Source organism: Thermomonas sp. (assembly GCF_023953935.1).
Classification (GTDB): Bacteria; Pseudomonadota; Gammaproteobacteria; order Xanthomonadales; family Xanthomonadaceae; genus Thermomonas.
The window spans coordinates 463666-483043 of record NZ_JAMLIW010000001.1 but is presented as its reverse complement, the minus strand read 5'-3'; the positions used below and the strand labels follow the sequence as shown (position 1 = coordinate 483043).

Below are 19378 nucleotides of genomic sequence, written 5' to 3'. Positions count from 1 at the left end.
GGCCCCCGCAGGCGGGCAGCCGGCAATCCGTTGGCGCGCTGGCGCAGGCTGCATCAGTCCACCGGGACCGCGTGCAGGATGGCCTGCACCAGCTGCGCGGCGGGCGTATCGGCATCGGCGACCAGACGGTGTTCGGCGATGGCCGGGAACAGGGCCTGCACGTCTTCCGGCAGGACGTGGTCGCGCTCCAGCAGCAGCGCCCGCGCCCGCGTCGCCCGCAGCAGGGCCAGGCCCGCACGGGGTGACAGCCCAACCCGCACGCCCGGCTGCTTGCGGCTGCGCGCCACCAGCGCCTGCACGTAGTCCAGCAGCGCCTCGCTGGCATGCACTGCCAGCGCGTGCTGGCGCAGCGCGAGGATGCGCGGCGCGTCCAGTACCGGACTGGCCTGTGCGATCAGGGTGCGACGATCCTCGCCGGCCAGCAGTTCACGCTCGGCCTGCGCGTCCGGATAGCCGAGGGTGAGCCGCAGCAGGAAGCGGTCGAGTTGCGAATCCGGCAGCGGATAGGTGCCGGAGAGATCGGTCGGGTTCTGGGTGGCGATGACCAGGAACGGATCGGGCAGCGCCCGGGTCTGGCCGTCGATGCTGACCTGGTGCTCGGCCATGGCCTCAAGCAGGGCGCTCTGCGTGCGCGGCGGCGCGCGGTTGATTTCGTCGGCCAGCAGGACGTGGGTAAACACCGGGCCAGGATGAAACTCGAAGCGACGGGTCTGCGCCTCGTACACCGACACGCCGAGGATGTCCGAGGGCAGCAGGTCGGAGGTGAACTGCACGCGCGCGAAATCCAGCCCCAGTGTTGCCGCCATCGCCCGTGCCAGTGTGGTCTTGCCGAGCCCGGGCAAATCTTCAATCAACAGGTGGCCGTCGGCGAGCAGGGCGACGAAGGCCATCCGGACCTGGATGGGTTTGCCAAGCACCAGCGCATCGACCTGCGCCAGCGCGGTGCGCAGGGCATCCATCAGGGCATCGGATAGCATCGTCTGCGGCGCCGGGCTGCTTGCCATGGGTTCGTGCGTCCATTCCCGAAGTGGCCTTCGAGTGTAGCGATGTCGACGCAAATGCGGGTCGAAGAACAATCACGGCAGGCGCGGACCGCGTTCGTGCTCGTCTGGGTGGCGCTGTGCGTGGCCAAACTGGCGATTGCCGCACGCCTGCCGCTGTTCGTCGATGAGGCGTTCTACTGGCAGGAAGGCCAGCACCTCGCGCTGGCCTATTCCGACCTGCCCGGCCTGACCGCCTGGCTGGCGCGGCTGGGCGTGGCGCTGGGCGGCAACCATCTGTGGGCGCTGCGGCTGCCGATTCTCGTGATCGGCGCGCTGTTGCCGTGGCTGCTGGTGCGGATGACGGCGCGCGAGTTCGATGCCAGGACGGGGTGGCTGACTGGCTTGCTGGTGCTGGTGCTGCCGCTGGCGGGCACGCTGGGCGTGCTGGCGGTGCCGGACGTGCCGCTGCTGCTGGCCAGTGTGCTGTGCCTCGACGCCGGCGCGCGGGCGCTGCGGCGGGTCGATGTCGGCGTGGTTGCGGAACTGGCCTTGGGCTTGGTGATTGGCGGGCTGACCCACTATCGCTTCGCGGCGGTGGTCGTGGTGGGACTGCTGGCGCTGTTGTTGCTGCGCGCGGGCCGAGCGGCGTTGCGTCGGCCCGGCCTGTGGGTCGCCATCGGGCTGGGCGCGCTGGCCTGGCTGCCGCTGTTGCTGTGGAATCTCGACAATGCCGACGCCGGGCTGCGGTTCCAGTTGGTCGATCGGCATCCGTGGGCATTTGGCCTGCACGGCATCAGCCTCGGCCTGATGCAATTGCTGCCGGCAACGCCGGTGCTGCTGCTTGCCTTCGCGCAGGCAGGCAGCCGTGGCCTGCGCGATGCCCGGCCAGCCGCGCGCTGGCTGGCGCTGTGCGGGGTATTGCTGATCGTCGCCTTTTTCGTGCTGGGCTTTTTCACCGACCGCCGCCGGGTGAGCTTTCACTGGACCTTGCCCGGCTTCGTCGCGCTGCTGCCGCTGCTGCCGGCGGTGTTGGCGGGGTGGGCGCGTGGCTGGCGGGTGGCGGCGTGGGCGACGGCCACGCTCGGGCTTGCCGCCGCGCTGGCCTACTTCCTGCTGGCGGCCTCGCCTGTAGGGAGGCAATGGGCCGCAAGCCACGATCAGTATCCGGCCAACTTCGCCGGCTGGAATGTGCTGGATACCGTCGTGCGCGCACGCTTGGCGCAGCTGCCCGCAGGCACGCGGATCCTGGCCGGCGATTTCAAGATCGGCGCCGAACTGGGCTTCGCACGCGGCGACGCCAACATCCTCGTGCTCGACCATCCGCTCAACCGCAAGCATGGGCGCGCCCCGCAGCTGGCGCTGTGGGGATTGCAGTTCGACGGCCGGATGCCTGAAGGCGGCGCGCCGCTGCTGCTGGTGGCCAGCCCCTCGCATGCCGGTTTCCCGGATGCCCAAGCGGCCCTGGTCGACCTGTGCCAGCAACTTGGCCCGTTGCCGCCGCCGCAGGCGCTCGACGTGGATGGCGGCGGCAAGCGCTTCGTGCTGTATGTCATCACCCGCGTGCAGCCGCAGGCTGATTGCGCGGGCGGCTGAGCCTCGCGGCCAGGCCTCGACGACTACGGCAGCTGGAATCCGGCCTTGCGCAGCAGCCGCGCAGTGGCGATCAGCGGCAGCCCGATCAGCGCGGTCGGGTCGCGATTCTCGATCGCCTCGAACAGGCAGATGCCAAGGCCTTCCGACTTGAAGCTGCCGGCGCAGTCGAAGGGCTGTTCGGTATCGACATAGCGGGCGATTTCGACGGCCGACAGCGTTCGCATCCGCACCTTGGTCAGGTCGATGGCGGCAAACCTGCGGCCGTCCGGATGGGCCAGGCTCAGCGCGGTATGGAAGCGCACCACGTCGCCGGACATCGCGCGCAGTTGCGCGATCGCCTGCGTGCGTCCACCGGGCTTGCCGAGCGGGCGTCCCGCCACGTCCGCGACCTGATCGGAGCCGAGCGCCCAGGCGTCGCCCTCCAGCCGTGCCGCGACCGCCTGCGCCTTGGCGCAGGCCAGCCGGATCGCCAGTGCGCGCGGTGTTTCATCGGCGCGGGGCGTTTCATCGACTTCGGGGCGCGCGAGGTCGAAGGGCAGGCCCAGCCGGGCCAGCAGTTCGCGCCGGTAGCGTGAGGTGGAGGCCAGCACCAGCCGTGGTGTCTTCATGGCGCTGCCACGACAGGCTCAGGGCGTGACGCCGCGGGCGCGTTCGATCTGCTGCAACTGCGCTTCGATGCGGGAGCGCGCCGCATCCAGCGTTCTGCGCACCTCGTCGAGCTGGGCGAGGCTGGCGCTGCCGGCATTCTCCTGCAGCCACAGCCGCTGCCGCAGCAGTTCCTGCATCGCTTGCCGGACCGGGTTCTCGTGGTCGCCGGCGATCGCCTCGATCTCGCTGCGGGCGGCGCGCAGCTGTGCTTCGAGTGCGTCGGCGGCGTCCAGCAGACCGCGAATGGCCTGCCGCCTGCGGCTGTCACGACGCGTGCGCGCGGCCAGCCACAGGGCGAGGACGATCACGATCAGGCTGGCGAGGAGCAGGGCGAAGCGCATGAGTTGAGTCTGCGCGAGAGCGGCGGGCATCGCAAATCCTGACTGCCGGGGCAGGCTGCGGCGCGCTAGAATCCGCATCTGGTTCCATGGACCCGGGAAACCCGTTCTCATGTCCGATCTGCGCGCTGACGGCGTGCCCGAGCTGGTGGATGCGTGGCGCATGGTTGCGGCGCGGCGCGGATTCGAAGGCCATGCGCCGCTGGCTGCGCTGATGCGGCTGCGCGACAGCCTGGACGAGGCCGAGGGCGAGGTGCGGTTTGCGCTGGATTTCGGCACCGACGCGCTGCAGGTCCCGTTCGTCGATCTCGACATCGAGGCGGACCTGCCCTTGCAGTGCCAGCGCAGCCTGCGCCGCTTCCTGCTGCCGGTACAGATCAGGCAGCGGCTGGGCCTGATTCGGCGCGAGAGCGACGAGGCGGCGCTGCCGGCCGACTGCGAACCGCTGCTGGTGCCCGCCGACGGGATGCTGCGGCTGCTGGATCTGGTTGAAGACGAGCTGATCCTTGCCCTGCCGGTGGTCCCGGTGGCGCCGGATTCGGAGGCGATCGAGCGCGATTTTGCCCCTGGCCCCGAAGAAAATGCGGCGCATGGGGCGTTTTCGGCGCTGGCCGAATGGAAGAAACCCTGAGCCCTGCCGCCCGTCAGGCCGCCGCCCGGGGCCGTTTGGTTGCAGGCACGTCGATGTGGCTTGGCTTGCGGATTTGCCGCGAATCTGTGCGATAATTCCAAGGCTCACCTTTCCGTTTTGTTGGAGTTGCCGTCATGGCCGTCCAGAAGTCCCGCGTTTCCCCGTCCCGTCGCGGCATGCGCCGCATGCACGATGCGCTGCCGAGCAAGCAGCTCGCCACCGACAAGACCAGCGGTGAGACCCATCTGCGCCACCACGTCACCGCCGACGGTTTCTACCGCGGCAAGCAGGTGGTTGCGCCCAAGACCCGGATCGTCGACGAAGACTGACCTCCGGTCGGGGGTCGCGCATTGCCCATCGCCCGGCCGCGCCTGACGGCGCGGCCGTTTGCGTTTTCGAACCCGTTCCAGGGCCGGTTCGGCGCGTGACGCTTGCTGTTTCGGCGAGCAAGCCGGATTCGCGGACGCCCGATCCGCTACCCTGTACCGATCTTCAGCGAGATGCCGCGCGCATGAGCCAGACCGAAAGCCGAATCTTCGCCCGCATTGCCGGCACCGGCAGTTGCCTGCCTGCGCAGGTGGTCAGCAATGATGATCTGGCCAAGCGGGTCGAGACCAGTGATGAGTGGATCCGTACCCGAACCGGCATCCGCCAGCGCCACGTTGCCGGCGAGGGCGAGACTACCAGCGAACTGGCGTACCGGGCCGCGCTGCGGGCGCTCGAAGCCGCCGGCACCGATCCGTCGGAGCTGGACCTGATCATCCTCGGCACCACCACGCCGGATCTGATCTTTCCCGCCAGTGCCACCATCGTCCAGCACAAGCTGGGCATCCACGGCTGCATGGCCTTTGACGTCAACGCTGCCTGCTCGGGCTTCATCTACGCGCTGACCATCGCCGACAAGTTCATCCGCAGCGGCGCGGCGAAAACCGCGCTGGTGATGGGCGGTGAGACCCTGACCCGGATGCTGGACTGGAACGACCGTGGCACCTGCGTTCTGTTCGGCGATGGTGCCGGTGCGGTAGTGCTGAAGGCCGACAGCGAGACCGGCATTCTCAGCACCCACATGCACGCCGACGGCAGCAAGAAGGAATTGCTGTGGAACCCGGTAGGCGTGTCGGTCGGCTTCAAGCCGGGCGAGAACAATGCCGGCGTGCGCGTGCTGATGACCGGCAACGAGGTATTCAAGCATGCGGTCAAGGCGCTGGACGCGGTGGTCGACGAGGCGCTGGAGTCCAACGGCCTGGACCGCAGCGACCTCGACTGGCTGGTGCCGCATCAGGCCAACCTGCGCATCATCGAGGCCACCGCCAAGCGGCTGGCGATGCCGATGGATCGGGTGATCGTCACCGTGGATCGGCACGGAAACACGTCCTCGGGTTCGGTGCCGCTGGCGCTGGACGAAGCGGTGCGCTCCGGGCGCGTTGAACGCGGCCAGCTGCTGCTGCTGGAAGCCTTCGGCGGCGGCTTTACCTGGGGCTCGGTGCTGCTGCGCTACTGACCGGCGACGGCGGCAGCAGCGACCCGGCGCAAGGGCAGTGCGAGGCGAATGAAAATCGAGCACGCCGTCATCCGCATGGATGCACTGGGCCGCAGGGCCTGGCTCAAGGTGTATGCCGAGGGCAACCGCGGCTGGACGCTGGCGGTGCTGGATCTGTTGACGCGGTTTTTCGACACCCCTTCGCTGCGGCCACCGGCGCACTGGGGCGGCGAGCGTGCCTGTGCGATCGAAAAACGCCGGATCGAAGCGCTGGTCGCCTGCGGCGCGCTGGTGCCCGAAATCCTGGGTCAGGGGGCCAACGCCTTGCTGCTTGGTGACATCGGCCACACCCTGAAAAGCGTGCTGCATGAAGTCGGCCCTGAACGGCAGGTGCAGCTGATTGCCCAGGCGGCCCGGGCCATGGTCGAGGTGCATGCGCACGATGGCTATATCGGGCAGCCCTATGCGCGCAACCTGACTGTGGCCGAGGACGGTCGGATCGGTTTTCTCGATCTTGAGGAAGACCCGCTGGAAAGCATGACGCTGGCACAGGCGCAGGTGCGCGATTGGCTGATTTTCGCCGCCGGCGTCTCGCGCTATTTCGCCGATCCATCCCGGCAGTTCGCCGATGCCATCCGGCCGGTGCTGCGTGATGAGACGCAGGCAACCCGGCTGGAACTGTTGCGCCAGGTGCGCCGGCTGCGCCTCGTCGAGCGTATTTCCGGGCGGCTGGGCGCGCGCGCGCAGCGGATCGCCGGTGCCCTGGCCGGGCTGCGCAACGCCCTGGAATCGTGACCGATGGCGGCTTCCCCATACGCGCCGGTACAGACGTGCGGCGGCAATAGTTCGTATCATTCCCGGCCTGCGGCCGTCCTGCTGGCGTCTGCCTGATCCCGTGCAAGCGAGTCCTGACCGCGTGAACGAACAAGCCGTCTTTTCCCCATTGGCGTCCCCCGCGCTGGCGCTGGTGTTTCCCGGCCAGGGCTCACAGTCGGTCGGCATGCTGGCCGCGCTGTCGGAGCTGCATCCGGGGTTGAAGGCGACTTTTTCGGAAGCCTCGGAAGGGGCCGGCATCGATCTGTGGGCGCTGGCGCAGGGCGGGCCGGAAGCAATGCTCAATCGCACCGAATACACCCAGCCGGCCTTGCTTGCGGCTGGCGTCGCGGTGTGGCGATTGTGGCAGCAGCAGGGCGGACCGCGGCCGGCCCTGCTGGCCGGGCACAGCCTCGGTGAATACACCGCGCTGGTGGCCGCCGGCGCCCTGTCGCTGGGCGACGGCGCGCATCTGGTGCGCATTCGCGGACAGCTGATGCAGGACGCCGCACCGGAAGGGACCGGCGCGATGGCGGCGGTGCTGGGTGCCGAGGACGCGCTGGTCGAAGCGGTGTGCGTGGAAGCCTCGGGCGCGCAGGTGGTGGTGCCGGCCAACTACAACTCGCCCGGGCAGATCGTGATCGGCGGCGATGCCGCGGCGGTGGATCGCGCGCTGGCGCTGCTGGCGGACAAAGGTGTGCGCAAGGCGGTCAAGCTGGCCGTCAGCGTGCCTTCGCACACCCCGCTGATGCGCGAGGCCGCCAATCGGCTGGCCGTGACGATGGCCGGCCTGCGCTGGGCGTCGCCCGCGATTCCGGTTGTCCAGAACGTCGATGCCGGCGTCCACGACGACGTCGAGGCGATCCAGCAGGCGCTGGTGCGTCAGCTCTACCTGCCGGTGCAGTGGACCGGCTGCGTGCAGGCGCTGGCCGCGCGCGGTATCTCCCGGATCGGCGAATGCGGGCCGGGCAAAACCCTGACCGGGCTGGGCAAGCGCATCGACAAGACGCTGGACCAGCGTGCGCTGGGCGAGCCGGATGGGCTGGTCGGCGCGCTGGCGGACTGGGCCTGAGGCTTTTTGGAGGCGGCATGAGCGAACAGTTGAAAGGCGAGATCGCGCTGGTGACCGGCGCCTCCCGCGGGATCGGCGCGGCGATTGCCGATGCCCTGGCCGCGCGCGGCGCCACCGTGATCGGCACCGCTACCTCCGACGCCGGCGCGCAGGCGATCGGCGAGCGCCTGGCTGCCGTCGGTGGCCATGGTCGCCGCCTGAACGTCAACGAGCCCGGCGCCATCGAAGCCCTGGTCGATGCCGTTGCCACCGAGTTCGGTGGCATCTCCATCCTGGTCAACAACGCCGGCATCACCCGCGACAACCTGCTGATGCGGATGAAGGACGAGGACTGGCAGGCGATCCTCGATACCAACCTCACCAGCGTCTATCGCGCCTCCAAGGCGGTGCTGCGCGGGATGATGAAGGCGCGCAAGGGCCGCATCGTCAACATCGCTTCGGTCATCGGCGTGACCGGCAATGCCGGCCAGGCCAACTACGCGGCGGCCAAGGCCGGGATCATCGCCTTCAGCAAATCGCTGGCAAAGGAGATCGGTTCGCGCGGCATCACCGTCAATGTGGTCGCGCCCGGTTTCATCGCCACCGACATGACCGCCGACCTGCCGGAAGCCGCCAAGGCCGCGATGCTGGCCCAGATCGCGCTGGGCCGGCTTGGCGAACCGGCCGACATCGCCCGCGCGGTGGCGTTCCTGGCCGGGCCGGATGCCGGCTACATCACCGGCGAAACCCTGCACGTCAACGGCGGCATGTACATGCCGTAGCCACCGCCGGCACGGGATGGCGTGAAAGGCCAGAACCGTCCGTTTTTCCCTTACACTTGTCAGCCGATTGACCCGATTCCCGGGAGGAGCAAGCCACATGAGCAATATCGAAGAGCGCGTCAAGAAGATCGTCATCGAACAGCTGGGCGTGAAGGAAGAAGATGTCACCAACAGCGCGTCATTCGTCGACGACCTCGGCGCGGACTCGCTGGATACCGTGGAACTGGTGATGGCGCTGGAAGAAGAGTTCGAGTGCGAGATCCCGGACGAGGACGCCGAGAAGATCACCTCGGTGCAGCAGGCGATCGATTACATCAAGGCCCACGTCAAGGCGTGAGTCGCGCGCGGCGGTCGCGGACGCCACTGGCTGCGGCCATGGTGTCGTGCGGTCGGCGCCAAGGGCCGGCTGATTCCGGCACGTTCCCCGGGGCCGCGCGTGCGGCCCTTGGCGTCTGGAGCGTGGGCGGTGGCCGGCGGGGCAGAACGGAAGCAGGAAAATGAGGATGAACGGACGGCGCGTCGTGGTGACCGGGATGGGCATCATCTCGCCACTGGGCAATGACCTGGCCAGCAACTGGGAGGCCGTCTGCAATGGCCGCTCCGGCATCGGCATGGTCGAGGGCTTCGATGCCTCCAGCTATCCCACCCGGATCGCCGGCGAGATCCGCGACTTCGACGTCACCCGCTGGGTGAGTCCGAAGGATGCGAAGAAGATGGACCACTTCCTGCATTACGGCATCGCCGCGTCGCTGATGGCGAAGGATGATGCCGGGCTGGAGGTCACCGAGGCCAATGCCGAACGCATCGGTGCGCTGATCGGCGCCGGCATCGGCGGGATCTGGGGCATCGAGGAAACCACCCTGAAGCTGCGCGACGGCGGCGTGCGCAAGATCAGCCCGTTCTACATTCCCTCGACCATCATCAACATGGTCCCCGGCCAGCTCTCGCTGCTGACCGGCATCAAGGGGCCGACCTTCTCCGCGGTGTCCGCCTGCGCCACCGCCAATCATTCGATCGGCATGGCGATGCGGATGATCCAGTACGGTGATGCCGACGTGATGTTTGCCGGCGGCGCCGAACGCGGCAGCTCGCCGACCGCGATGGGCGGCTTCTGCGCGATGAAGGCGATGAGCACGCGCAACGACGACCCGACCCGCGCCTCGCGGCCCTGGGATGCCGACCGCGATGGCTTCGTGCTCGGCGACGGCGCCGGCGTGCTGGTGCTGGAGGAATACGAACACGCCAGGGCACGCGGCGCGCGCATCCACTGCGAGCTGGTCGGCTTCGGCGCGTCCTCGGATGCCTTCCACATGACCGCGCCCAGCGAGAACGGCGACGGCCCGGCGCGTTGCATGGCGATGGCGCTGCGCGACGCCGGGATGAGCCCCGAGGATATCGGCTACCTCAACGCCCACGGCACCAGCACCCCGCTGGGCGACCTCGCCGAGACCCATGCCATCCGCCGCGCCTTCGGCGCGCATGCGGATCGGCTGATGGTCAGCTCGACCAAATCGATGACCGGCCATCTGCTCGGCGCTGCTGGCGGGGTGGAGGCGATCTATGCGATCCAGGCCCTGGCGGAAGGCGTGATTCCTCCCACCATCAACCTCGACACCCCGGGCGAGGGCTGCGATCTCGACTACGTGCCGAACACCGCGCGCGAGGCGAAGATCGACGTGGCGATGTCGAATGGCTTCGGCTTCGGCGGCACCAACGGTACCCTGGTGTTCAAGCGGGTTTGATTTTCCTTCCATTGGAAGCGACGCCCTGTTCTCCTTCTCCCCTCGGGAGGCGCTGTTTTTTCCTTCTCCCTTTGGGAGAAGGTGCCCGCAGAGCCTGCCACCGCGAAGGCGGGGGGGCGGATGAGGGTGCGGCGGAATCGATAACGTCGCATGTCCCGTACCATCACCTGCCGCCGAGTTTGCGCTGGCATCAGCGCCGGTCGCCCGTCGCTGTGATCGGCCCGCCGCTCAAGCTGCGCATCCCGCTCCGATTCGCGGCCGCGGGCCATCCCTGGCCCGCTCGGACCGATCACGGCGGCGGGCGACCTCGTGGCTTGCATCACTTGCCCTGCGGGAGAAAGACTGCAAGCGGGAACGACTGGCAGCCATGACCCGAACCCGCGTCCTCTCCAGCGATACCGACCTGCTCGACCTGCACCGGCTCGATCCGGCGCGTTATCCGGTGCTGCTGGAATCCAGCGCCGCCGGCCCGCACGGGCGCCAGGATTTGCTGCTGGCGCACGCCGGAGATGGCTTTGCCCTGCATCGCGATGGCCTGGTGCGCACGCTGGCCGGCGAGGTCGTTCCCGGACGCTTCCTCGATGTGCTGGATGCGCAGTGGCAGGCCGCACGTGTCGCGCCGGACGGCGGGCACGCCGCGGTGTTCCAGGGCGGCTGGGCGCTGCTGCTGGGCTACGAACTTGCGCAGCAGGTGGAGCCGGTTCTGCAGTTGCCGCCGGCCGAAGGCGCGCTGCCGGTGGCGCTGGCTTTGCGCTGCCCGGCGGCGATCCTGCGCGACCGTAGCGATGGGCGTTGCATCGCCGTGGCCGAATCGCGTGCGGAGGCGTGGCTGGAGCGGATTGCCGAAGATGCCGCACGCGCCGCGGCCTTGGCCTCGCTGCCGGACTGGCGGGCGCCGACGAACGTCGACGAAGACGATCCGCAGCGCTACCTTGATGGCGTGGCGCGCGTACTCGACTATCTCGCCGCCGGCGACGTGTTCCAGGCCAATCTGTCGCGCGGATGGCAGGCGAGTTTCGCCGCGCCGCTGGATCCCGCGGCCCTGTTCCAGCGCTTGCGCGCGCACAATCCCGCCCCGTTCGCCGGCATTTTCCGCAGCCGATGGGGCAGCGTCGTCAGCGCTTCGCCGGAGCGGTTGCTGGCGGCGCGCGCAGGCGTAGCGGAAACGCGCCCGATCGCCGGTACTCGCGCCCGCATCGCCGGGGATGACGAGGCGGCACGCATCCGTGAACTGATCGGGCATCCCAAGGAACGCGCCGAGCACGTCATGCTGATCGATCTGGAACGCAATGACCTGGGCCGCGTCTGTGCGCCTGGCAGCGTGCGGGTGGATGAATTGATGACGGTGGAGAGCTATGCCCACGTCCACCACATCGTCAGCAATGTGCGCGGAGTGTTGCGCGCCGGCGTCACCCCCGGGCAGGTGATTGCGGCGGCGTTTCCGGGCGGCACCATTACCGGCTGCCCGAAGGTGCGCTGCATGCAGATCATTGCCGAACTCGAAGCGGTGGGCCGTGGTGCCTACACCGGCGCGATGGGCTGGTTGGGCCATGATGGCGACATGGACCTGAACATCCTGATTCGCAGCGCCGAAGTGGAGGGTGCCCGTCTGCGTTTCCGTACCGGCGCCGGGATCGTGATCGATTCGGATCCGCAGCGCGAGCTGGAAGAAACCCGGGCCAAGGCGCGTGGCATGCTGCGGGCGTTGGGAGAGGACAGGTAATGCCGGAAGCGGAGGCCCCGGGGGCAAGCGCACAAAGCGAGTATCGGGGAGCGACTGCGCTTGCCCCCGGGGCCTCCGCGTTGTTCGTGGGCCAAGGCGCGTGGGTACTCCCCGATACTCGCGTTGTGAGCCGAACACCATGACGCCCGCTGCCTACATTGCCTGCGATCGATTGGATGCACTTTCGTCCGCCAACCGCGGCCTGAATTACGGCGATGGCATTTTCGAAACCATGCGCGTACACCACGGCACGCTGCCGCTGTGGCCGCGACATTTGGCGCGGCTGCGCACGGGGGCGCAGCGGCTGGGGATCGGCTTGCCCGATCCGGCGTTCATCGAAGCGCGGATATCCGAACACATCGCCAGCGTCGATAGCGGTGTGCTCAAACTGCTGCTGACCCGCGGCGATGGCGGGCGCGGCTATGCGCCGACGGATTGCAGCGAGCCCGTCTGGATGCTGTCGCTGCATCCGCTGCCTGTCAGCAAGGACGGGCTGAGACTCGGCTGGTGTGAAACCCGACTGGCCATCCAGCCGGCGCTGGCCGGGATCAAGCATTGCAATCGCCTGGAGCAGGTGCTGGCGCGCGCCGAGGTCGAACGCGCCGGCGCCGACGAGGGCCTGATGCGCGATGGTGATGGGCTGGTGGTCAGCGCCACCGCGGCGAATCTGCTGGTCCATCGCGATGGGCGCTGGTGGACGCCGCCGGTGGAACGCTGCGGCGTGGCCGGCGTGCTGCGCGGCTTGCTGCTGGAATCGGGACGGGCCGAAATCACGGAACTGGGCGTCGAGACGGTCGAAACCGCCGACGCACTGGCCCTGTGCAGCGCCGTGCGCGGTATCCTGCGGGTTGAACGGCTGGACGCGTGCCGGTTCCCGCAGCATCCGGCCGTCCATGAACTGCAGGTGGCGCTGGCGATGTTTTGTCCGATGTTTGCCATGGCCGGAGAGACGGCATGAAGATCCGCTACTCGCTGCTGGTGGCGGTGCTGCTGTCTGCGACCGTGTTGGGTTGGGCATGGCTGCGATACCACCGCTTTGCCGATGCGCCGCTGGCGGGGATCCACGAGGGCGAAAGCCTGGTCGTGGCGCGCGGCGACAACCTGTTCAAGGTGCTGGACAAGCTCCAGGCGCAGGGCATCGCGCCGGGCGACCGCCTGCTGTGGCAACTGCTGGCGAAGGACACCGATGCCGCCGGGAAGATCCAGACCGGCGAATACGCGCTGACCCCGCAAACCAGCCCGCGTTCGCTGCTGTTGGCCATGCGCAATGGCAAGGTGGTGCGGCGCATGTTCACCATCGTCGAGGGCTGGACCATGCGCGATTTGCGCGCGGCCCTGCGCAAGGTGCCGCTGCTTGAACAGAAAATCGCCGAGGTGGACGATGCCGCGCTGATGGAGGCGTTGGGCCAGAAAGGGCAGCCGGCCGAAGGCCGCTTCCTGCCCGAGACCTACGCCTGGACGCGCGGTGAATCCGACCTCGACATCCTCTGGCGCGCCTATGCCGCGATGGATCGTGAGCTGGATGCCGCGTGGGCGGATCGTGAGGACAACCTGCCACTGAAAAACCGCACCGAGGCACTGATCCTGGCTTCGATCATCGAAAAGGAAACCGGGGTGGCTGACGAGCGACCGCAGATCGCCGGCGTGTTCCTGCGGCGCCTGCGCATGGGAATGCGGCTGCAAACCGACCCGACCGTGATCTACGGCATGGGCTCGCGCTATGCCGGCAATCTGCGCCGGGCGGATCTGGAGGCCGATACGCCGTTCAACACCTATACCCGTGCTGGCCTGCCGCCAACGCCCATCGCGATGCCCGGCAAGGCCGCGCTGCGGGCCGCGGTCCACCCGGCGCCGGGCGATGCCCTGTACTTTGTTGCGGTCGGAGACGGCAGCGGGCGGCACGTGTTCAGCGCGACTCTGGGCGGACACAACACGGCTGTGCGTGATTACGTGCAGCGCCAGCGCGCCCAACGCGATGCGGCGCGGACGGGGGCGGCGCCGCAGTGAACCCCGAGCTGCAAGTCCAGCCGCGCCTGTTGACCCTGGAAGGCGGCGAGGGTGCCGGCAAGAGCACGGTGCTGGCGGCGCTGCGCGAAGCGTTGCTGGCCGACGGACAGGACGTGGTGTGCACCCGCGAGCCGGGCGGCACGCCGCTGGCCGAGCGCATCCGCGAGCTGCTGCTGGGCGTCGGCAACGAGCCGATGGACGCGCATGCCGAACTGTTGCTGATGTTCGCGGCGCGCGCCCAGCACGTGGTGCAGGTGATCCGGCCGGCGCTGGTGCGCGGTGCCTGGGTGGTCTGCGATCGTTTCACCGATTCCAGCTATGCCTACCAGGGCGCGGCGCGCGGGCTGGATACGGGGCTCATCGCCGAACTGGAGCGGCACGCCGTGGGCGTCACGCCGGGGCTGACCCTGCTGCTGGACCTGGATGTCACCCGCGCGCGCGAACGCACCCGCGGCCGCGACCTGCTGGGCGAAGCGATGCCGGATCGAATCGAATCCGAACGTGACGCTTTCTTCGAGCGCGTGCGTGCGGGCTTTCGCGAGCGCGCCGCGAGGGAGCCGCAGCGGATCCGGGTGCTCGATGCCGGGCAAAGCCTGGAACAGGTCGCTGCGGACGCGCTGCTCGCGCTGGCCGACTACCGCCGGAGGCAGGCATGAATCCGCTGCCGCCGCTCGCTCCCTGGCAGCAGCGTGCCTTCGAGCAGGCGTGCGCCGCGATCACCGGTGGCCACTTCGGCCATGCCACCTTGATCGTCGGGCCGGCGCGGGTCGGCAAGCGCCTGTTGGCGGAAACCCTGGCCAAGCGCGTGCTGTGCCGGATGCCGGGTGCAGACGGTGCGGCCTGCGGGCGTTGCAAGAGCTGCCAGCTGTTGGCCTCACGGGCACAGCTGGAAACGCCGGAAGTGCGGCCGGACGGCAGCCCTTCGCATCCGTGGGGACGCAGCGCCCATCCCGACCTGTATTGCATCGGTCATGGACTCCACCCGAAGACCGGCAAGCCGCGCAGCGAAATCGTCATCGACCAGATCCGGGCCCTGTCGGATGCGCTGACCCTGACGGCACAGCTTGGCGGCGCCCAGGTGGCCATCATCGACCCTGCTTCCGCGGTCAACTGGTCGGCCTGGAACGCCGTGCTCAAGACCCTGGAGGAGCCGCAGCCGGGCCGTTTCCTGTGGCTGCTGGCGGACAACCCGGCGCGCCTGCCGGCCACCATCCGCAGCCGTTGCCAGCGCCTCGATCTGCGCTTGCCGCCGCGCGACGAAGCGCTGGACTGGTTGCGCCAGCAGGGCCATCCGGCCAGTGATGCAGAGGCAGCGCTGGACGCGGCGCGCGGCCATCCGGGCCTGGCCGCTGCCTGGCTGGGCGATGGCGGCATGGCGCTGCGGCGCGCGGTCCTCGCCGATGCGCAGGCGCTGGAACACGCCCGCGCCGAGCCCGATGCGGTGGCGAAGCGCTGGCTGGCCGAAGGTCGGGCCGAGGAGCGCCTGTGGCATCTGGCCGAACTGGCCCGGTCGCGCACGGCGGACTTGACCGAACCGGCCGCAGCCCGCACGCTGATGGGGCGTTTCGATGCCGCCAACCGTGCGCGCGACCTGCTGCGCACCCAGGTGCTTGCCGAGCTTGCGATCCACGAAGCGTTGCTGGCATGGCGCGAAACAACCGTCAGGCGATGAAGGTGCAGTGATGGCAGGACCCACAAGTGGAGCGCGGCAGGGCATCCTGTCGCTGGTAATCAAGGACAAGCCGGCGCTGTACAACGCCTACATGCCGTTCATCAAGAACGGCGGCATCTTCGTGCCGACCAACCGCCGGTATTTCCTTGGCGACGAGGTGTTCCTGCTGCTGACCCTGCCGGAATCCCCGGAGCGCCTGCCGGTGGCCGGCAAGGTGGTCTGGGTGACCCCGACCGGCTCCCAGGGCAACCGCGCCGCCGGCATCGGCGTGCAGTTCGCAGACACCCCGGACGGCGAGACCGTGCGCGGCAAGATCGAAACCACCCTGGCCGGCACCCTCAATGCGGATCAGCCAACCCAGACGATGTGAGGCAAGGCTGCGCTAATCAACGTTGCCTCAAGTCAGCGTTGCCCTGACCAGCCCGATCGCGATCCGGGGCCACCGAGATGCGGTCGCGGCCTTCGTGCTTGGACCGGTACAGGGCATCGTCCGCACGGGCGATGGCGGCTTCCAGCGCTTCGTTCTGCAAGGTCATGGCGACTCCGAACGAGGCGCTCAAGCCGATGCGGGCCGTGCCGGCCTCAATGGCGGTTGCTGCCACCGCAAGGCGCATCCGTTCCACGCGGGCCACCACATCGGGGCTGGCATCGAGCAAGGCGATGAACTCCTCGCCGCCCCATCGCGCCAACAGTTCGCCGGCCTGCATCGAGTCGGCGAGCGTCGTGGAGACGAGGCGCAGGGCGGTATCGCCAGTATCGTGTCCGTAGCTGTCGTTGATCCGCTTGAAATGATCGATGTCGATCATCAGCAAGCACGCGCCCTGCTGCTGCAGGTGTGCGGCGGCCGCTTCCTGGAAGCTGCGCCGATTGGCAAGCCCGGTCAGGGCGTCGGTGCGCGAGAGCAGGTCGAGGCGGTGGTTGGCTTCCTGCAGTTCCAATGTGCGCTGCTGCACGCGGGATTCCAGTTCGCCGCGCAGGTTCACCAACTCGCGGTAGTCACGTTCGTAGCGCAGGCTGAGCGCTCGTGCTGCGGCGATGTACAGGATCGTGAAGCCGAACACGGGGAAGCCTTCCTGATGCGGAAGGATGTGCAGTTCCGAGATTACGTCGTACAGCAAGGTCACGAACAACAGGGTCAGCCCGAAGGCAAGGCTGCGCGATTCGCGGTCGCCGGAGAGTACGTTGAGGATGGAACGCCACAAGGCCGCGAGCAGGAACAGTGCGGTGGCCACCGACAGCACCGGAATGGTCAGCGGATTCCCGGTGACCAGTTGCAGGGCAATCGGCAGCAGCAAGGCCCATTGCAGGCCTTGCACAATCCGACCGGGGCGCCTGCCACCAACCGCCTCCGCAAGCCGGTAGAGCCCGACCAGCGCGATGGCGATGCCAAGCATGTTGCATGCGACCAATTGCGGCGATGGCGCGTGCGCAAGCGTGCGGATATGGGCGCCGGTCAGGTTGACCAGCAGCGCACCGAGGGCCGACATCGCGAGCCAGAAATGCGTACGCCGCCGGCGCCTGTGCCACCACAGCTCGGCCTGGTTGGCCAAGGTCAGCACGTACACGCCGGCGCCGAAGGCGTCGATCAGTTCGATCGGGATGACGAGTTGCGCCGACATGCGGCGAGGTTACCGTGACTCCGGTATCGGCTGCATCTGGTGCGCATGGATGCAGCCGGTCGGCCTGTTGGCCAAGCTGGAGCGGAAGGCTCGCGTCAGGCCACCGGCTCGCGCAAGGCTGGGTTGTCCCATCCTGCGCGTGGTGCAAACCGTTCGCCGTACTTCGCCTGCAATGCCGCCAGCCGCGCCAGCAGCGCATCGGCACCGACCGCGCGAATGTGCTGGATCGGGCCGCCGCGGAACGGCGCAAAACCGGTCCCGAAAATCACCCCGGCATCCAGCAGATCGGCATCGCTGACCACGCCGTCGTGCAGGCAGGCCACGGCTTCATTGAGCAGGGGCAGGATCAGGCGGTCTTCCAAGTCATCCGGCGCAACATAGCCGGCCGGGAGCTCGGGCTTCTTCGGCTTGCCGTTTTCCCAGGCGTAGATGCCTTGGCCGTCTTTCTTGCCGCGCTTGCCGGCCTCCACCGTCGCCAGCGCCGCCGGCACTTCAAGCCCAAGGAAGGGCGCCAGCTCCTTGCTGACGCCAGCGGCCACGTCCAGGCCCACGGTGTCGATCAGCTCGATCGGCCCCATCGGCATGCCGAATTTCACCGCCGCCTTGTCGATGGCCGCGCCGGGGACGCCTTCCGCATACGCGGTGGCCGCTTCCAGCATGTACGGGAACAGCACGCGATTAACCAGGAACCCGGGTGTGCCCGCCACTGGCACCGGGAACTTGCCCAGCGTCTTGCAGAACGCGGCCAGCCGGCGTTCGGTTTCGGCATCCATGCCGTCGTGGTGGATGATCTCGACCAAGGGCATCTGCGCCACCGGGTTGAAGTAGTGCAGGCCGGCGAACTGCGCCGGCCGCGCGATATGGCCGCGCAGTTCATCCAGCGGAATGGAGGAAGTATTGGTGGTCAACAGCGCATCGGTTTTCATGCGTGGTTCGACTGATTGATACAGCGCGCGCTTGGCGTCGGGGTTTTCGATGATCGCCTCGATCACCAGATCAGCGTTCGGCACGCCGTCGCCGTTCAAATCGGACTTCAGCCGCGCCGCGACCTCCGGGCGCTTGGCCGGGTCTTTGACCTTCTTCTCGAACAAGGCCTGCGCGCGCGTCATGGCGGGGTCGATGAAGCGCTGTTCGCGGTCCTGCAGGGTGACGTCGAAGCCTTTGTAGGCGGCGTAGGCGGCGATGTCGCCGCCCATCACCCCGGCACCGATCACGTGCACATGGCGGATGCCCGCATCGCCCTTGCCCAGCGCTTTCATGCGCTCGGTCAGGAAGAAGATGCGGATCAGGTTGCGGGCGGTGCTGCTGCCGGCCAGTTTCACCACCGCCTTGCGTTCGGCCGCCAGCCGCGCGCGGATCGGCTTGCCGCCGCTGCGCTGCCATGTCGCAATCAGCGCATACGGCGCCGGATAGAACGCCTTGGGCACCTTGCGCGCGACCTGCTTGACCATCTGCGGGGCCAGCAGTTTGCGGGCGGCGAAGGTATTCGTGCTCCAGGCCAGCATGCGCTGCTTGAACGGGCGCCTGGTTCCCTTCAATGCCAGCGCCGCCGCCGTGTCGATCAGCGCGGCCGGTTCGGCCACCTTGTCCACCAGCCCGATCCCGCGCGCAGCCTTGGCCGACAGCGCGCGGCCGGTCAGCATCATGTCCATCGCCGCCGGCGCGCCGACCAGATGCGGCAGGCGCGAACTGCCGCCCCAGCCGGGGAAGATGCCCAGCTGCACTTCCGGCAAGCCAATCCGGGTAGAGGCATCGCTGCTGGCCACGCGGTAGCGACAGGCCAGCGAGATTTCAGTGCCACCGCCCATGCAGAAGCCGTGGATGGCCGCCACCGTGGGGCAGGGCAGGCTGGCCAGTTTCTGGAAGGTGGTCTGGCCGCGCGCAATCGCGTCGTTGACCGTGCCCTTGCGGTCGAATTCCTGGAACTCTTTCAGGTCGGCACCGGCAATGAAGCCGCTGGCCTTGCCCGAGGCGATCACCAGTGCCTTGGGCGGGTCGATGACGATGCGTTCCAACGCGGTGTCCAGTTCGATCAGGGCGTCCTGCGAGAACGCATTGACGGCGGCATCGGCGCGGTCGAAATTCAGTACCAGTGCGCCGTCGTCGCGCAGTTGGGCGCGCCAGTGGCGCAGGCGCAGGCCAGCGAAGCGATCTTTCGACGAATCAACCATTCCACTTCATCCACGGCAATGGGGTTGGAGTTATCGTAGCCGCTTGGAAACTGAATAATTGCCCTGATTCATTCAGGTCAGGCATTCAGGCCAGGCGCGGTCGATGGAACTTTGGCCGCAAGGAT

General features: G+C 68.2%; 20 protein-coding genes. 15 read left to right on the top strand and 5 right to left on the bottom strand.

All coding sequences use genetic code 11. The annotated features are described in order from the left end of the window. Window positions 1-53: 53 nt before the first annotated feature. The gene (locus M9902_RS02165; RefSeq protein WP_297220861.1) at window positions 54-1004 is read right to left on the bottom strand and encodes a MoxR family ATPase; all 951 of its coding nucleotides are present in this window, start codon (window positions 1002-1004) and stop codon (window positions 54-56) included. A 42-nt stretch (window positions 1005-1046) separates the two neighbouring features. On the opposite strand from M9902_RS02165, the gene M9902_RS02160 reads away from it, so the two are divergent. Further along, complete coding sequence (locus M9902_RS02160) at window positions 1047-2576, top strand: glycosyltransferase family 39 protein (protein WP_297220859.1); 1530 nt, start codon at window positions 1047-1049, stop codon at window positions 2574-2576. A gap of 23 nt (window positions 2577-2599) precedes the next feature. On the opposite strand, the gene M9902_RS02155 is transcribed toward M9902_RS02160, so the two are convergent. Both M9902_RS02155 and M9902_RS02150 read right to left on the bottom strand, forming a co-directional pair. Further along, window positions 2600-3184 carry a nucleoside triphosphate pyrophosphatase gene (locus M9902_RS02155; protein ID WP_297220857.1) on the bottom strand — a complete coding sequence of 195 codons (585 nt, stop codon included), beginning with the start codon at window positions 3182-3184 and terminating at the stop codon, window positions 2600-2602. An 18-nt stretch (window positions 3185-3202) separates the two neighbouring features. After that, window positions 3203-3565 carry a hypothetical protein gene (locus M9902_RS02150; protein WP_297220855.1) on the bottom strand — a complete coding sequence of 121 codons (363 nt, stop codon included), beginning with the start codon at window positions 3563-3565 and terminating at the stop codon, window positions 3203-3205. A gap of 109 nt (window positions 3566-3674) precedes the next feature. Here M9902_RS02150 and M9902_RS02145 point away from each other — a divergent pair, with 109 nt between their 5' ends. The 14 genes from M9902_RS02145 (at window position 3675) to M9902_RS02080 (ending at window position 15833) form a co-directional block, all read left to right on the top strand. Beyond that, window positions 3675-4193 (top strand): YceD family protein, encoded by a 519-nt coding sequence (locus M9902_RS02145; RefSeq protein ID WP_297220853.1) that lies wholly within the window; start codon window positions 3675-3677, stop codon window positions 4191-4193. Window positions 4194-4327: 134 nt separating this feature from the next. Next, window positions 4328-4522, top strand: coding sequence for a 50S ribosomal protein L32 (gene rpmF / locus M9902_RS02140; protein ID WP_297171107.1), 195 nt, complete (start codon window positions 4328-4330; stop codon window positions 4520-4522). 182 nt (window positions 4523-4704) lie between these two features. After that, the gene (locus tag M9902_RS02135; protein ID WP_297171104.1) at window positions 4705-5694 is read left to right on the top strand and encodes a beta-ketoacyl-ACP synthase III; all 990 of its coding nucleotides are present in this window, start codon (window positions 4705-4707) and stop codon (window positions 5692-5694) included. 48 nt (window positions 5695-5742) lie between these two features. Next, the gene (locus M9902_RS02130) at window positions 5743-6468 is read left to right on the top strand and encodes a serine/threonine protein phosphatase (protein ID WP_297171102.1); all 726 of its coding nucleotides are present in this window, start codon (window positions 5743-5745) and stop codon (window positions 6466-6468) included. 148 nt (window positions 6469-6616) lie between these two features. Continuing rightward, window positions 6617-7558 carry an ACP S-malonyltransferase gene (fabD, locus tag M9902_RS02125; RefSeq protein ID WP_297221017.1) on the top strand — a complete coding sequence of 314 codons (942 nt, stop codon included), beginning with the start codon at window positions 6617-6619 and terminating at the stop codon, window positions 7556-7558. Window positions 7559-7575: 17 nt separating this feature from the next. Then, on the top strand, window positions 7576-8319 hold the full coding sequence (fabG, locus tag M9902_RS02120; protein WP_297171100.1) for a 3-oxoacyl-ACP reductase FabG: 744 nt from the start codon (window positions 7576-7578) through the stop codon (window positions 8317-8319). 97 nt (window positions 8320-8416) lie between these two features. Further along, a complete protein-coding gene (gene acpP / locus M9902_RS02115) occupies window positions 8417-8656 on the top strand; it encodes an acyl carrier protein (RefSeq protein ID WP_297171098.1) in 240 nt (79 codons plus the stop codon). Window positions 8657-8822: 166 nt separating this feature from the next. Next, entirely contained in the window at window positions 8823-10061 is a 1239-nt protein-coding gene (gene fabF, locus M9902_RS02110) for a beta-ketoacyl-ACP synthase II (RefSeq protein WP_297220849.1), read from the top strand. A gap of 367 nt (window positions 10062-10428) precedes the next feature. Continuing rightward, entirely contained in the window at window positions 10429-11784 is a 1356-nt protein-coding gene (locus M9902_RS02105) for an aminodeoxychorismate synthase component I (protein ID WP_297220847.1), read from the top strand. 139 nt (window positions 11785-11923) lie between these two features. After that, window positions 11924-12742 (top strand): aminodeoxychorismate lyase, encoded by an 819-nt coding sequence (gene pabC, locus M9902_RS02100; RefSeq protein ID WP_297220845.1) that lies wholly within the window; start codon window positions 11924-11926, stop codon window positions 12740-12742. After that, window positions 12739-13791 carry an endolytic transglycosylase MltG gene (gene mltG, locus M9902_RS02095; protein ID WP_297220843.1) on the top strand — a complete coding sequence of 351 codons (1053 nt, stop codon included), beginning with the start codon at window positions 12739-12741 and terminating at the stop codon, window positions 13789-13791. Before pabC ends, mltG begins: the two co-directional genes overlap by 4 nt. Then, window positions 13788-14447 carry a dTMP kinase gene (gene tmk / locus M9902_RS02090; RefSeq protein ID WP_297220841.1) on the top strand — a complete coding sequence of 220 codons (660 nt, stop codon included), beginning with the start codon at window positions 13788-13790 and terminating at the stop codon, window positions 14445-14447. The genes mltG and tmk overlap by 4 nt, the downstream gene beginning before the upstream one ends. Next, window positions 14444-15463 (top strand): DNA polymerase III subunit delta', encoded by a 1020-nt coding sequence (locus M9902_RS02085; RefSeq protein ID WP_297220839.1) that lies wholly within the window; start codon window positions 14444-14446, stop codon window positions 15461-15463. The genes tmk and M9902_RS02085 overlap by 4 nt, the downstream gene beginning before the upstream one ends. Before the next feature lie 10 nt (window positions 15464-15473). After that, window positions 15474-15833 carry a PilZ domain-containing protein gene (locus M9902_RS02080; protein ID WP_297171083.1) on the top strand — a complete coding sequence of 120 codons (360 nt, stop codon included), beginning with the start codon at window positions 15474-15476 and terminating at the stop codon, window positions 15831-15833. Between the two features lie 16 nt (window positions 15834-15849). Here M9902_RS02080 and M9902_RS02075 read toward each other — a convergent pair whose 3' ends face one another. Continuing rightward, entirely contained in the window at window positions 15850-17082 is a 1233-nt protein-coding gene (locus M9902_RS02075) for a GGDEF domain-containing protein (RefSeq protein ID WP_297171081.1), read from the bottom strand. Window positions 17083-17177: 95 nt separating this feature from the next. Continuing rightward, window positions 17178-19253 carry a 3-hydroxyacyl-CoA dehydrogenase NAD-binding domain-containing protein gene (locus tag M9902_RS02070; RefSeq protein ID WP_297171079.1) on the bottom strand — a complete coding sequence of 692 codons (2076 nt, stop codon included), beginning with the start codon at window positions 19251-19253 and terminating at the stop codon, window positions 17178-17180. Window positions 19254-19378: the final 125 nt, after the last annotated feature.

Excerpts from the sequence above, each read along its gene's own strand:
- M9902_RS02165 (WP_297220861.1), bottom strand. The coding sequence starts at position 1,004 with ATGGCAAGCAGCCCGGCGCCGCAGACGATGCTATCCGATGCCCTGATG.
- M9902_RS02160 (WP_297220859.1), top strand. The coding sequence starts at position 1,047 with ATGTCGACGCAAATGCGGGTCGAAGAACAATCACGGCAGGCGCGGACC.
- M9902_RS02155 (WP_297220857.1), bottom strand. The coding sequence starts at position 3,184 with ATGAAGACACCACGGCTGGTGCTGGCCTCCACCTCACGCTACCGGCGC.
- M9902_RS02150 (WP_297220855.1), bottom strand. The coding sequence starts at position 3,565 with ATGCGCTTCGCCCTGCTCCTCGCCAGCCTGATCGTGATCGTCCTCGCC.
- M9902_RS02145 (WP_297220853.1), top strand. The coding sequence starts at position 3,675 with ATGTCCGATCTGCGCGCTGACGGCGTGCCCGAGCTGGTGGATGCGTGG.
- rpmF (WP_297171107.1), top strand. The coding sequence starts at position 4,328 with ATGGCCGTCCAGAAGTCCCGCGTTTCCCCGTCCCGTCGCGGCATGCGC.
- M9902_RS02135 (WP_297171104.1), top strand. The coding sequence starts at position 4,705 with ATGAGCCAGACCGAAAGCCGAATCTTCGCCCGCATTGCCGGCACCGGC.
- M9902_RS02130 (WP_297171102.1), top strand. The coding sequence starts at position 5,743 with ATGAAAATCGAGCACGCCGTCATCCGCATGGATGCACTGGGCCGCAGG.
- fabG (WP_297171100.1), top strand. The coding sequence starts at position 7,576 with ATGAGCGAACAGTTGAAAGGCGAGATCGCGCTGGTGACCGGCGCCTCC.
- acpP (WP_297171098.1), top strand. The coding sequence starts at position 8,417 with ATGAGCAATATCGAAGAGCGCGTCAAGAAGATCGTCATCGAACAGCTG.
- fabF (WP_297220849.1), top strand. The coding sequence starts at position 8,823 with ATGAACGGACGGCGCGTCGTGGTGACCGGGATGGGCATCATCTCGCCA.
- M9902_RS02105 (WP_297220847.1), top strand. The coding sequence starts at position 10,429 with ATGACCCGAACCCGCGTCCTCTCCAGCGATACCGACCTGCTCGACCTG.
- pabC (WP_297220845.1), top strand. The coding sequence starts at position 11,924 with ATGACGCCCGCTGCCTACATTGCCTGCGATCGATTGGATGCACTTTCG.
- mltG (WP_297220843.1), top strand. The coding sequence starts at position 12,739 with ATGAAGATCCGCTACTCGCTGCTGGTGGCGGTGCTGCTGTCTGCGACC.
- M9902_RS02085 (WP_297220839.1), top strand. The coding sequence starts at position 14,444 with ATGAATCCGCTGCCGCCGCTCGCTCCCTGGCAGCAGCGTGCCTTCGAG.
- M9902_RS02080 (WP_297171083.1), top strand. The coding sequence starts at position 15,474 with ATGGCAGGACCCACAAGTGGAGCGCGGCAGGGCATCCTGTCGCTGGTA.
- M9902_RS02075 (WP_297171081.1), bottom strand. The coding sequence starts at position 17,082 with ATGTCGGCGCAACTCGTCATCCCGATCGAACTGATCGACGCCTTCGGC.
- M9902_RS02070 (WP_297171079.1), bottom strand. The coding sequence starts at position 19,253 with ATGGTTGATTCGTCGAAAGATCGCTTCGCTGGCCTGCGCCTGCGCCAC.